Consider the following 14,219-nt stretch of genomic DNA (forward strand, 5'->3'; position numbering starts at 1 on the left):
TCTATATATAATAAATGCCTATATTCCATTTGAGTATGGGTATTTTTTTATGATACAATCAGCCCAAGAACTACCAACTAAAAAAATAAAAAATGGGATGAAATCATGAAAAATAAAATTTATTCAAGCTTAGTATTGTCGGCCTTTCTACTCGCAGGTTGTAACAACGAAACCTCTGCTCCAGAAAACAGTGAACCTGAACAAAATAATGAGGATACAACCGAGCAAGTGGCAGACGACAATACTGACGACACAGAGACGGATGAAGAAACCGATGAAACTGAACATGAAGAAAGCGAAGATGAAGAACTTACATATCAATATAAAATAAATCCGAACACTTTTTCCGTAGAACCGATTGATAGCGAAAATAGCAATGAAGATGAAAAACTAGTCCTTCTAACTTTTGATGATGCACCCTATGGAAATACAATAGAAATTGCTGAAGCTCTTGAAGAAAAAGATGTTAAAGCTTTATTCTTTATTAACGGAATGTACATGGAAGATGAAGAAGGTTTTGAAACTATCCAAAAAGTTCATGATATGGGATTTGAAATCGGAAATCATACCCATACTCATGCAAAATTAGATGATTATTCAGAAGACGAACAACGAGAAGAAATTATTAAAACAAATGACATCATTGAAGAAGCTATCGGTGAAAAACCAAGATTTTTCCGTGCTCCTCATGGCGTAATGACAGATTATGCAAAACAAGTCATGGAAGAAGAAGATATGACTTGGATGAACTGGTCTTTTGGCTATGATTGGGAATCCGAATATCAAAACAGCGCTGCTTTAATTGATATTACCTTGAACACTGAATTCCTCAGTCCTGGAGCCAATATTTTAATGCACGACCGGGAATGGACGGCAGAAGCTGTTCCAGAAATTGTTGATGGATTAATCGAGAAAGGTTACACTATTGTCGATCCAAAACTCATTCAAAATGAAGCAGAATAAACACATAAAATGAAGAGAAAGAGCCTGGTAAATTTTCCGGGCTTTTTTGTTTAGTTAGAAACTTTAAATCGTGATGTAGATGCAATCATGTAGAATTATTTTTAGATTTTTATATAAATAGTAGGAAATTTGGATACCCTAACAAGTGAGAGAAAAAGACGCTCACTTGAACAGATTGCTCAGAAACATAAAAGATTAAAAAGAGGATACAGTAAAAACTGCATCCTCTAAATGATTTGACTCATTTACTTTATCTTAATATCTTATAATGTTGTTTCTACTACTTCTTCAATTGGCTTTTTACGAATGACCTCTTCTGTCTCTACATCAAAGAAGTGCGCTTTATTCATGTTAAAAGCAACTTCCATCTTTTCACCGGCTTGGTGGAAATCTCTTGCATCGACAACAGCGACCATTTCTGTTCCACCCACATCAATATATAAAATAGATTCAGCTCCTGTTAATTCAGCCACGGTAATTGTGGTTTCTACGACTGTTTCGGGTGTCGTGTCTAAAGCAATTTGTTCCGAATGAATATCTTCTGGACGAATCCCAAAGATGACGGTCTTCCCTTCATAGCCTTTTTCATCTAATACTTTTCTTGAAGGTTCACTGACAAGAAGATCAATCCCTTGGCCTGTAATACGTCCTTGACTGTATGTCACTTCGTGTAAATTCATCGCCGGCGAACCGATGAAACTGGCGACAAAGGCATTATCAGGTGAATTATACACTTCAAAAGGAGTTCCTACTTGTTGAATGACACCCGCTTCCATAATGACGATACGATCTGCCAAAGTCATCGCTTCCGTTTGATCATGCGTGACGTAAATCATCGTTGTTTCGAGTTCTTCATGCAATTTAGCGATCTCTGTACGCATATGTACACGCAGTTTCGCATCCAAGTTGGACAATGGCTCATCCATTAAGAAAACTTTGGGACTTCGAACGACCGCTCGTCCTAAAGCCACACGCTGTCTTTGTCCACCGGATAATGCAGCCGGTTTACGATCCAACAAATCGGTTAGTCCCAGCATCTCTGCAGCTTTTTGAACTCGTTCTTTGATTTCGCTTTTCGGCATTTTACGTAATTTCAAACCAAAGGCCATGTTATCATAAACCGTCATGTGCGGGTACAACGCATAGTTTTGGAAAACCATTGCGATATCTCGGTCTTTTGGTGCGACATCATTGACGACATCCTCATCAATATATAAATCTCCTTCAGTGATTTCTTCAAGGCCTGCAATCATCCGTAGAGTTGTAGATTTCCCACAACCTGAAGGACCCACAAAGACAATAAATTCATTATCTTGTACATCCAGATTAAAATCTGTCACTGCATAATCTTCAGCGTTCTCATAACGCTTATGAATGTGTTCTAGTTTTATCTCTGCCATAATTATTCTCCTTTAAAAGTAATCGTTATCAAAAAATGTTTCTATTACTATTATAATATCACTTGTTCAGTATTTAAGATATTATTATCATTTAATTTTGTTTTATAAAAAACAAATAATAACATAAGAACGAGTCCTAATGTTTGAATTGAAAGCATCAAAGTAATATCGAAATGTATCAGCGATAGAAACACAGCAATGAAAGTCGGTAAAGTTAAAAGATTTAAAATTAAATTCACTGACTCTTTATATGTTCTAATTGAAGTTATTGAGCTTTTTTTCGTTAAATATAAAAACAGAGCCGAACCAAAAGTAATGAGCAAAAGCATAACAAAAAGAAAAATAGAAATCATGAAAGAAAAAATCATGACCATAAAAATTCGATTTTGATTAAACCATTGTCGATTTACTTCATTCACTACTTCTTCTGCCCGAGTAAGTCCCTTTAAGGAAAAATCTTTGGAATATAAAATGGTAGCTTCTGGCCTATTACTTTCTTTGATGATTAACTGGTTTTGCTCAAATAAAATAGAATGATTTTCTTTGGCTAAATCTTCTTTTTCTTCTAACGACAATCCTCCTGCCATTATTCCATACTCACTTTCAGTAATAAAGGGTGCATCAAATAACATTTCTCCGTTCCGATATTCAATATCTTTTAGTTTATTGATATTTTTATCATCAATTATTTTGATTGCGTTCGGGTAAAAACTTTCTAATGAAACAGAATCTAGTTTGGTATAATTCATTGTTACCGGAATAGTCATTAAGCCATTTAAAAAAAGTAAGACAATAACTAGATGAAACCAGTTTAATTGATGTCTATTTTTAAAAGCTTGGATGGGTGACCAAACACTTTTAAAATAATTGATTGGAAATAGGTCAGTTTTCATTTTTATCCCCCTATTCTACAGTGAAAATACTAGCCCTTTGTTCCACCAGAAGTTAAACCAGAAACAAAATTCTTTTGTAAATAAAAGAATAGAATCGAAATAGGTACTGCAATCAAAATCGCTCCTGCTGCAAACAAAGTTACTCTTTGTTGTCGTGGATCATTTATAAATTGTTGAAGTCCGATAGCTACAGTATATTTTTCTGGACTCCGTAAGATAAATCTTGCAAGCATAAACTCACCAAATGGAGTCATAAAAGCCCAGAGAGCCTGAACAGCAATCATTGGTCGCATGAGTGGTAAAACAATTTGAGCAAACGTTCGCAAATGTCCGGCACCATCTAACTTGGCTGACTCGTCTAAATCAATCGGTACCGTATCAAAATACCCTTTCATCAACCATGTATTCATAGGAATAGCGCCCCCTACATATAGAAAAATTAAAAATCCATGGGTATCCAAGCCACCAACTAATAAAGCCATAACATAAAAAGCAGTTAGTGCCGCTATTGTTGGAACCATTTGTACCACAATAAAGAATTTTAAAGAAGATTTGCGGCCAATAAAACGATAACGACTATAAGCATAACCCGCTAAGGTAATAATAGTTACTTGGATAAACATCGCAACAACTGCAACCATGAGTGTATTCATGTACCATGTTCCATATAAGGTATCATTAAACAGTCTTCTAAAATTATTTAATGTTAATTCCCCCTCAAAACTTAAATCAAAGGAAATGAGATTTCCTGATTTAAAAGCGGAGGTTACTGTAATTAACAACGGATAAATTATAATCACAGTCATAAATATTAAATAAACATACGTAAAAAATTGATTCCAAAAACGCTTATTTTTCATTTTTTTATGATTGTTTTTTGCCATTACTCATCAATCCTCCATTTCAAAAGCATTCGCACGACTAAAGATGACCAATGATACGACAATAACGACAGCGGATATAATAAATGTAATCGCTGAAGAAACATTATATTGAGGAGATTGGCCAGTCGTTAATTTATAAACCCATGAAATTAAAATATCCGTGGATCCTGCATTATTCCCTACACTTCCTGGTCCACCTTCATTAAACAAATAAATCATTGTAAAGTTATTAAAGTTATTTGTATATTGTGTAATAAAAATTGGCGCTGCTACAGCTAATATATGTGGAAATGTAATCGAATTAAATTTTTGAATCGTATTTGCTCCATCAATTGAAGCAGCTTCATACCACTCATTGGGTATCGATTGCAAAATAGAAGTCGTTAATACATAAATATATGGATAGCCTAACCATCCTTGAATCCCAATAAGTGCTACTTTTGTCCAAAATGGATTGGTCTTCCAAGATAAGGCAGGAATTTTAAGAAACGGAATGACTGAGTTAATAAATGGAATCACCTGGGTATTAATCGCACCTGCACTCGGATTAAACATATTTGAAAATGTTAGAATCGTAATAAATGCAGGGACAGCCCATGGAAGCAATAAAATGACTCCAAAAATTCGTTTAAATTTAATAAAGGGCTGATTCATGACCATGGCTGTAAAAATTCCTAAAGCAATTTGCAAAGTGGTTGCAGACAAGGTCCAAATAATCGTCCATATAAAAACAGATGTGAACGTTTCTCGATAAGTATTTATGGAAAACATCGTTGTAAAGGTATCTAAACCTGTCCATTCGATTAAAGTGGCAGGAGGGATATGATTAAAATCATAATTTGTAAATATAAGTAAAAAGGTGACAAGAACAGGAAAAATAATCGCAAAAAGCATTAATATATAAGCAGGAACGGTTAAAAGATAAGGAAAGCCATTCTCATAAACATTAAAGAGAATGTCTTTTATAGAATGATTAACCTTTGACGGCGATATTGCTTTAATTTTTGCGACTCGATTGGCATCATATAACTGAATAACATAAAAAGCTAAAAATAAAAAGATATAGAGTAATTGTAATACCCCTTCAATTAATAGAAACAAAGAATGATCTTCACCTGGAGTAGTTCCAAGTGTTATCAATCCAGATATCGAATTTAATCCTGTTGCATATAATTGATAAAGAAACAAAATAAAAATAAGTAGAAATAAAATTCCTTTAGGTACCTGTCTATTATAAAATTGCCCTCCCCCTGGTATAATCGACATAAGTGTTGTATTTCTAATTTTTATACGTTCTTGTTTTGAATAACTTTCTTTCGATTTAGTAGCTGCTGTACTTTCCACAGCATTCAACTCCTTTATTTAAAACAAAGTGATTCAACAGTCATTTTTAAATTTCCTGTTGAATCACTTCACTTTTCTTGGTTCACCAAAAAATATATGGATTAATATTTTTGTTCAATATTATCGGATATAATTTGAACAGAATCGTTCGCTGATTCTTCTGGTGTTTTATTTCCTGAGACTGCATCAAACATCATTGTTTCTGCACCTTCCCAAACTTCTGCCATTTCTGGGATATTAGGCATTGGAACTGCATTGTTATATTGTTCTACAACAGCAATGGCCAATGGATTTTCATCTGCATCTATAATAGATTGTCGAGCTTGTTGGTTAGCAGGAACTTCATTATTAAATTCATGAAGGGCTAACATATTATCTTCAGATGTTATGAAATCAAGCCATAGTTGAGCATTTTCAGCATTTTCAGTGTAATTTGAAATAATCCAACCCTTACCTCCTCCAAAAGGTTCATACTCATTTCCATTTGGTAATGTTGGAATTGGTGCAGCTGAATAATTTAAGCCTTCTGCGTCATAAGAAGCTGCGGTCCATGGACCACCAATAATTGCGGCGGCATCCCCATTAATAAAAGTATCATCCACAAAATCTCCCGCACTTGTCGCATCTAGCATACCTTCAGGCCATTTACTATACCAATCCTCAGCGTATTCGATTCCTTCAATCGCTCCCTCTGAATTTAAGCCAATGTCTGAAGTATCTGTTCCATCTTCTCCAAAGACATAACCACCAAATCCTGAAAGTAAGCCATATGAACTATAGAAATCTACCCAGTTTGCTAAAAATGCTGTATTTTTACCAGATTCACTTTCGTAAGCATATTGATCGTCTTCTGATAGAGCTTCCAATTCTTCAAAGGTTTCTGGCGCTTCATCTAATAAATCAGTGTTGTAATACATTATTAGCGCTTCAATTACATATGGAGAACCATATATTTCATCATCAATGGTTACTTGTTGTTTATCCGTCTCATCATATTGATCGTTATCTGGAAGAGTTACCGTATGTAAGTGTCCTTGCTGTCCTAAACCACCAATACGGTCATATGGAGCAATTGTAACATCTGGTGACAATCCAGCGGGACCATCAAGAGGTAAAGCTTCTAATGTTTCAAACATTTCACGCTCAGAAACTTCTACTTCTACTCCATATTCTTCTTCAAACTCTGAAGCTTTATCATTTATAAAATCAATATATTCAGGAGCCACAGATACCTCAAGAGAACCACCTACTTCTTCTGTATCCGCTTCGTTCCCCTCATTGGTATCTGTATTATCTGTTTCTGCTCCGCCATCTCCACCTCCACATGCAGCCAAAAGTAGTGTAGTTGATGCTGTAACTATACCTAATCCCATTTTTTTCCAATTTATAACGCTCATTATTTACTTCCTCCTCTATTTGTAAGTGCTTTCATATTCATTATTTCATATTTACCCATTTATTGCAACCGATTTCGTAAAATTTATAATTTCTTTTTACTTATATTTCAATCATATGTTATCTTTCTTTTATTTCCACTAGTTATCTAAATGCCAAATTTCATGGTTATACTCTTCAATCGTACGATCAGAAGAAAAGAAACCTGCATGTGCAATATTAACTAATGATTTTTCCCACCATACTTTCTCATTTTCATAATCTTCATAAACTTTTTCTTTAATAGCAATAAACTCAATTAAATCAATTAAAGCCATAAAATAATCTTTATATTTTATATCATTGTGAAGACGTTCTAAATTTTCTTTGTTCCCTATTTCTAACATTGGATCGCTCACAATAAAATCAACTAAAGGTTTAATTGTAGCTTTTTTATAATAATACATAGAGTCGTATCCATCATTTTCATACAAATCTACAATTTCCTCACTTATACGCCCGAAAGTATAAATATTTTCATTTCCCACAAGCTCTTCTATCTCAACATTTGCCCCATCAAATGTAGCGATGGTTAAAGCACCATTTAACATGAATTTCATATTTCCTGTACCACTCGCTTCTTTAGAAGCTAGAGAAATTTGTTCTGAGATATTTGCTGCCGGGATTAAATATTCCGCCTCCCCCACATTATAGTTTTCTACAAATAGAACTTTGAGATACGGATTCACCTGTTCATCTTGATCAATTAATTCTGAAAGACATAAAATTAAATGAATAATATCTTGAGCAATCGTATAAGCAGGTGCTGCCTTTCCTCCAAAAATAATCGTGATCGGAGTAGCAGGTATATTTCCTTTTTTGATATCCATATATTTATAAATAATATATAAAGCTAGCATTTGTTGTCTTTTATATTCATGGATTCTTTTAATTTGAATATCAATAATTGAATTCGGATTAATCTTAACCCCTTTTGTCCGTTCTAAATGATTTTTCAATTGAACTTTACGATCATGTTTAATCGCTTTCAATTCATCTAAAGTTTCTTCATCTTTTTGATAATCTAATAAGGCTTTTAAATCCGCATCTTTGTGCCATTTTGTTCCAATCTTTTGATTTAAAAAGCTTGTTAATTCAGGATTAGCTGCCATTAACCATCGACGGAAAGTAATCCCATTTGTTTTGTTTGAGAACTTTTCTGGATAAATTTTATAAAAATCATGGAGCTCAATATCTTTAAGAATTTCTGTATGGAGTTCTGAGACCCCATTTGTGCTGAATCCAAAATGAATCGCTAAGCGCGCCATATGAATCACATCATTGTCATCAATGATATGGACTTTTGGATAATTTGAAAATTCACTTTTAATCATTTGATCTAGCTGTTCAATGATTTCTGAAATAATTGGCGTGACCTCTTCAATATCTTCTAAGGGCCATTTTTCTAAAGCTTCAGATAAAATTGTATGGTTGGTAAAAGCAACCATATTACGCGTAATTTCTACTGCCTCACTAAATTCAATATCATGCTCTGTGGTTAATAAGCGAATAAGTTCTGGAATAATCAGCGTCGGATGCGTATCATTGATCTGAATAACCGCATAATCTGCCAAATCTTTTACATTACTTCCTCGCTCTATCGCTTCAGCAATAATCAATTGTGCAGCATTAGAAACCATAAAATATTGCTGATAGATTCGTAACAGATTCCCTTCACGATCTGAATCATCTGGATATAAAAATAAAGTTAAATTTTCCTTGATGTTCGTTTTATCAAAATCAATGGAATCTTTATGAATAATATCCCCAGTAACACTCTCTAAATCAAACAAACGCAACCGATTTTTTGTTTTTTGCTGATATCCTAAAACAGAAATATCGTATAAGGAAGAAGTTAAAGTAAAGGATTTAAATGGGACATTAAAAGAAATCTCTGATTTCTTGAGCCATGTCGGTTCACCTAACCATTCATCAGGTTTATACTTTTGTTTGTTTTCTTCAAATACCTGACGAAACAAACCAAAATGATAATTTAACCCGACACCATCGCCATTAAGTCCTAAAGTTGTGATTGAGTCTAAAAAGCAGGCAGCCAAACGCCCTAATCCACCATTTCCTAATGACGGTTCATGTTCTGCTTCTTCCACTTCATCTAAAGATTTTCCGTGTTTTTCTAGCTCTTCTTTCACTTCATCATAGAAGCCTAAGTTTAATAAATTATTCGTCAATAATTTTCCAATTAAAAATTCAGCTGAAACGTAATATAGTTTGCGTTTCGAGTCATTAACGGGTAGTTTTTGACTCTCATTTTGAACAAAATCCAATAATATTTTGTAAATCTCTGAGTTGGAACAATCCGCTAAGGGCTTATTAAACGTTTCCCTCGCCTGATTTTGTAAATTAAGCATTTGTCTCTCCTTAAAAATCATTTATTGTTTTATAATTTATAACTTTATATTTATTCTGTAGTTTTTATTAAATCACTAGAAGACATCTTGACTTCTACTTTTACTTTCTCACTTTCCAATAAAGCTTCATTCATTCGGAAGTAAGTTTCCGTCCACAAATACAATTTTTCTTTTACATCATTTGTAACAGCTTCAGGGTCCATCCGCCAATCCCAATTATTTCCAATGGTTGACGGGATATTCATTCTTCCTTCTTTGCCTAAACGAAGTAAATCTTGCATCGTATAAATAACAATATGACTAGCCGAAGAAGCAATTCCACGATTTAAAGCATCAGAAATATGTTCTCCTAAACGTCGATTGAGATAAATATCAACTTGATCCCGTTGTGTTGAATTTGCATAATTTAAATACCAATCTAAAGCCGTTGGGTTATCATGTGTTCCAACATAAGCAATGGTATTAGGTGAATAATTGTGGATTAAATCTGGACTATCTGTATTCGAAAAGCCATGTTGTAAAATTTTCATTCCCGGGAAACCTGTTTGTTCACGTAATTCAATCACCTCTTTTGTAATAAACCCTAAATCTTCAGCAATGACTCGAATATCCCCCAATTGATTTTTTATTTCTTTAAATAAATCAATTCCTGGTCCTTTTTTCCATTGTCCTGTTGCTGCTGTTTTAGAGTGACTTGGAATTTCCCAGTAACTTTCAAATCCTCGAAAATGGTCAATTCTTACAACATCATATAATTTATAGCTTTCTCTCATACGTGAAACCCACCATTTATAATCGTTTTGTTTCATATATGTCCAATCATAAATTGGGTTTCCCCAATGTTGTCCATCATCTGAAAAATCATCTGGCGGAACTCCAGAAACAACCGTAGGATTCTTTCTTTCGTCTACTAAAAAAAGTTCTGACTGGGTCCACATTTCAACACTATCCCTAGCTATATAAATAGGAATATCTCCAATAATTTGAATATTATTTTGATTCGCGTACGCTTTAAGATCAAACCATTGTTTAAAAAACCAGTATTGTGTAACTAAATGATAATACATTTGTCTTTCATATTGATTCACGTAATGAGTAATATATTCTTTATTATAATTTCTTAATTCTTCAGGCCATCGATACCATGGCTTGTAATCATTTAATTCTTTAACAGTCATATATTGAGCGTAAGTTATAAGCCAATAGTCATTCTCTAATACAAACTGCTCAAATTCGCTTGTTTTATGTTCCTCTTTTGACAAAAATACTGCTACCGCTTTTTCTAATAAAGGTCTTCTTTCATAAGAAACTTTGTTATAATCTACTTTATGTAGCTGCTTTCCAAAATTTTTATTTGAAACGTCTGATTCTTCTAAATAGCCTTCTTTTATCAAGACATCAAAGTCAATAAAATGTGTGTTCCCTGCAAAAGCAGAAAATGATTGATAAGGAGAATCACCATAACTAATAGTAGTTAATGGAAGAATCTGCCAATACTTTTGACCAGTTTCTTTTAAAAAATTAATAAATTCATAAGCAGATTGTCCAAACGACCCAATGCCATACTTATTGGGTAAAGAGGAGATATGAAGCAAAACACCGCTTGCTCTTTCCATCTAACCCCTCCTTTCTATTTATTTTTCTCTTATATTATAGGAGTATTCAATTATTTATGCAAGCCATTTCGTAAAATTTGTTAAAATATTGAAAGCGAGCTCAATATAAGCTATACTTAAAAAAGTACAATTCGAGAGGAATATATAAATGACTGTAACTATTAAAGATGTAGCAAAAAAATCTGGTGTCGCTCCTTCAACTGTTTCTCGAGTAATTGCTGATAGCCCTTCAATTAGTCAAGCCACAAAAGAAAAAGTTCGAAAGGTAATGCATGAACTCAATTATTTTCCAAATGCTAATGCGCAAGGGCTTGCAAGTAGTCGTTCTAAAACATTTGGTTTAATTTTACCCTTAGCCTCCGATGCTTTCTATCAAAACCCATTCTTTCCAACGGTTCTTAGAGGAATTAATTTTGCAATGTCAAAATATGACTATTCTATTTTACTCTCTTCTGGCCAAACTGATGAACAACGACTCAATCATATTAAAAAGATTGTTCATGGAAAAAAAGTAGAAGGTTTAATTTTTCTTTATGCTTCAAAAAATGATCCTTTATTAAATTTTGCCTTAAATGCAAATATTCCAACCGTCGTTGTAGGAACCCCAGATAAGGTGAAAGTCCATGTAATTGATAATGATAATGAAACCATTGGAAAACAAGCAACAGATTATTTAATTCAAGAAGGTTGTCAAAATATTGCCTATATTGGTGGAGATATGAATCAATATTTTATTAAAGATCGATTAAAAGGATATCAAACGTCTTTAGAAGAAAATAATAAGGAATTTAAAGAAGAGAATATTTATAATGATTTCGCCTTTTTATCTACAGATGGTTATCAACTAATCAAAAATGAGATAGATTTAGGAATATATGATGGCTTTGTCATTGCGGATGAGTTGGTTGCTAATGGTGTCCAACAAGCTCTTTTAGAAAAAAAAGTGTCCCATATTAAGACGATTACTTTTAAACCTTTCCAACAAGCCTTATATCATCCAATTATTGAAGAAAGTTACATTAATCTGCATACGCATATGCTGGGAAGTCGAGCCGTCAGTATTTTATTTGATTCTTTAGAAACAAAAAGTCAGTCTGAGCAACGATATATTCGAGAATATGTGGACGGAGAATTAATTGTAACGCCCTAGACTTAAAGAGTTTAATAAAAACAAAAGAATTTCAAGAAAGAGTTTTTCGCTTTATTGCTTTCTTGAAATTCTTTTTTATTGATTATCTAATCGCTATCATTTCTTTGTTCTCACGATAATACGTTTGTGTGTAATATAATAATTTTTCTTTTAAGGGATTGTTTAAAGCTTCAGACTTAATTCGCCAGGTCCAGTTATCTCCTGTTGTTCCGGGAACGTTCATTCGAGCCGAATTATCCAATTGCAATAAATCTTGCATGGTATAAATCGCAACACGACTCGGAGAAGCTGCAACTCCACGAATTAACAAATCTGAAATTGATTCATTCGGACAACGTTTAAGGTACGCATCAACTTGTTTTCTTTGTTGATCGTCAATATACTCTGTATACCAACCATACCCTGTTGAACTATCATGTGTCCCTACATATAAAAAGGAATGCTTTTGATGGTTATGAGGCATGGCTTCACTTTCATCTTTTCCGTTGAAAGCATCTTGAAGTAAAACCATTCCAGGAAATTCTGTGAATCTTAATAATTGTTGAACTTCTTTTGTAATATGACCTAAATCTTCTGCTACAATTTTTAAATCTCCCAATTCTTTTCTAATACATTCAAAAAATTTTTTCCCAGGGCCACTGACCCATCGTCCTTCTTTAGCAGAATCTGCACCATAAGGAATTTCCCAGAAGGATTCAAATCCTCTAAAGTGATCTAATCGCACATAATCATACCATTCAAAACTTGCCTTTAGTCTTTTAAGCCACCAATCATATCCATTTTCTTCCATATAATTCCAATCATAAATAGGAGTCCCCCAATACTGTCCCTCAGCAGCAAAGTTATCCGGAGGCGTGCCTGAAACTACTTTCGGTGTGCCATCTTCTTTTAAAAGAAATAATTCCGGACTAGTCCACATTTCAACACTATCTCTTGAAACGTAGATAGGTAAGTCTCCAAAAATTTGAATATAATGATCATTCGCATATTTTTTTAAATTCTTCCACTGCTCAAAAAACCAATACTGAGTCACCAGATGATACTTGATTTGATTTTTATGTTGTTGATTGACTTTATTCATCCGCTCGTTATCATATTTTCGATAATCTTTTGGCCAATTATAAGATTTTTCTTGATTAAAGTATTCTCTAAGGGTCATAAACTGGGCATATGGGAGCAACCATTTTTCATTTTCATCAATAAATGCCTGAAGTGATTTGTCATTCATTCCATTTTGTTCTAAATAATTTTGTACAGCCTTTTCAAGGACAATGCGTTTTTGAACGTTTATCTGATTATAATTCACCTTATCCATTTCTTGACCAAAATCTTTTTCTTTTAAATCCTCTTTATCCAAATAACCGGCTTCAATCAAAAGATCAAAATCAATGAAATTTGTGTTCCCTGCAAAAGCCGAAAATGATTTATAAGGAGAATTTCCGATTGTTGTTGTAGTCAACGGTAAAATTTGCCAAAACGTTTGTCTAGTTTCCACCAAAAAGTCTACAAATTCATAAGCACTTTTCCCAAATGTACCAATTCCGTAGTTACTCGGTAAAGAGGAAATATGCATCAATACACCACTTGATCGTTCCATTATTACCCTCCTTGTAATATATAGTTAAAGATCTTTTAAGTTCATGGGAGAGATCTTTTAAACCCGAATATTAATAGTTTTACTTGGTTATTGTGAAATATTCCTGAATAATTAGTCTAGGAAGGGACTACGGGAAAACACTATTCCTCCTTGTAGCTTGACTACGATGTTAAGTCTGTGACCCGACCCATGCCCTCAAACAACCAACTCACTAGCTGTTTCCACTTCTTTCCTACGGAATGTGTAGTAGTTCATTCCGGCGGCTTTGGAAAAAGTGATTAAATTCGATTAGGCAAGGGTGTTGTGGGACATGGCGTTCAGGGATATCCCACAGTAACCAAGGTTTTTCCAAATAATGAATGAAAGGAGGTTCCTTCCATGAAATTAATTGTAGGTTTAGACGTTAGCTCAACAGAATTGGATGTTTGCTTTTTGACAGATGATGATAATTTCCCTGTGCTGAAGGAAGCTAGTTTTGAAAATGATCAAATTAGTGCCACCCAAATCAAAAATTTTATTCTGCATTATGTGGAAGAGCTGAACATCGATCAAATTGTCATTGGGATGGA

The 14,219-nt window shown here is 33.8% G+C and carries 10 protein-coding genes and 1 pseudogene; 3 read left to right on the plus strand and 8 right to left on the minus strand.

Features of this window, described 5'->3' with window-relative positions; translation table 11 throughout:
- Window positions 1-105: 105 nt before the first annotated feature.
- A complete protein-coding gene (locus tag BUB96_RS02655; RefSeq protein WP_073295958.1) occupies window positions 106-963 on the plus strand; it encodes a polysaccharide deacetylase family protein in 858 nt (285 codons plus the stop codon).
- Between the two features lie 263 nt (window positions 964-1,226).
- Here the strand turns inward: BUB96_RS02655 and BUB96_RS02660 are convergent, their stop codons facing one another.
- The 7 genes from BUB96_RS02660 to malQ (BUB96_RS02690) all read right to left on the minus strand — a co-directional run bounded on the left by BUB96_RS02660 (window position 1,227) and on the right by malQ (BUB96_RS02690) (window position 10,903).
- On the minus strand, window positions 1,227-2,363 hold the full coding sequence (locus BUB96_RS02660) for an ABC transporter ATP-binding protein (RefSeq protein ID WP_073295961.1): 1,137 nt from the start codon (window positions 2,361-2,363) through the stop codon (window positions 1,227-1,229).
- Window positions 2,364-2,413: 50 nt separating this feature from the next.
- On the minus strand, window positions 2,414-3,256 hold the full coding sequence (locus BUB96_RS02665; protein WP_073295964.1) for a DUF1189 family protein: 843 nt from the start codon (window positions 3,254-3,256) through the stop codon (window positions 2,414-2,416).
- A gap of 29 nt (window positions 3,257-3,285) precedes the next feature.
- Entirely contained in the window at window positions 3,286-4,116 is an 831-nt protein-coding gene (locus BUB96_RS02670) for a sugar ABC transporter permease (RefSeq protein WP_073296011.1), read from the minus strand.
- 30 nt (window positions 4,117-4,146) lie between these two features.
- On the minus strand, window positions 4,147-5,406 hold the full coding sequence (locus BUB96_RS02675; protein WP_073296014.1) for a carbohydrate ABC transporter permease: 1,260 nt from the start codon (window positions 5,404-5,406) through the stop codon (window positions 4,147-4,149).
- Window positions 5,407-5,585: 179 nt separating this feature from the next.
- Window positions 5,586-6,881, minus strand: coding sequence for an extracellular solute-binding protein (locus BUB96_RS02680; protein ID WP_073295969.1), 1,296 nt, complete (start codon window positions 6,879-6,881; stop codon window positions 5,586-5,588).
- Window positions 6,882-7,019: 138 nt separating this feature from the next.
- Complete coding sequence (locus tag BUB96_RS02685) at window positions 7,020-9,287, minus strand: glycogen/starch/alpha-glucan phosphorylase (protein ID WP_073295972.1); 2,268 nt, start codon at window positions 9,285-9,287, stop codon at window positions 7,020-7,022.
- A gap of 50 nt (window positions 9,288-9,337) precedes the next feature.
- Entirely contained in the window at window positions 9,338-10,903 is a 1,566-nt protein-coding gene (gene malQ / locus BUB96_RS02690) for a 4-alpha-glucanotransferase (protein WP_073295975.1), read from the minus strand.
- A 148-nt stretch (window positions 10,904-11,051) separates the two neighbouring features.
- Here malQ (BUB96_RS02690) and BUB96_RS02695 point away from each other — a divergent pair, with 148 nt between their 5' ends.
- Window positions 11,052-12,053, plus strand: coding sequence for a LacI family DNA-binding transcriptional regulator (locus BUB96_RS02695; RefSeq protein ID WP_073295978.1), 1,002 nt, complete (start codon window positions 11,052-11,054; stop codon window positions 12,051-12,053).
- Between the two features lie 82 nt (window positions 12,054-12,135).
- On the opposite strand, the gene malQ (BUB96_RS02700) is transcribed toward BUB96_RS02695, so the two are convergent.
- Complete coding sequence (malQ, locus tag BUB96_RS02700; protein WP_234945782.1) at window positions 12,136-13,650, minus strand: 4-alpha-glucanotransferase; 1,515 nt, start codon at window positions 13,648-13,650, stop codon at window positions 12,136-12,138.
- 378 nt (window positions 13,651-14,028) lie between these two features.
- Here malQ (BUB96_RS02700) and BUB96_RS02705 point away from each other — a divergent pair.
- Window positions 14,029-14,219: pseudogene (locus BUB96_RS02705) on the plus strand (IS110 family transposase); the annotation flags it as partial.

Origin of the sequence: Atopostipes suicloacalis DSM 15692 (genome assembly GCF_900129085.1) — a bacterium.
GTDB lineage: Bacteria > Bacillota > Bacilli > Lactobacillales > Carnobacteriaceae_A > Atopostipes > Atopostipes suicloacalis.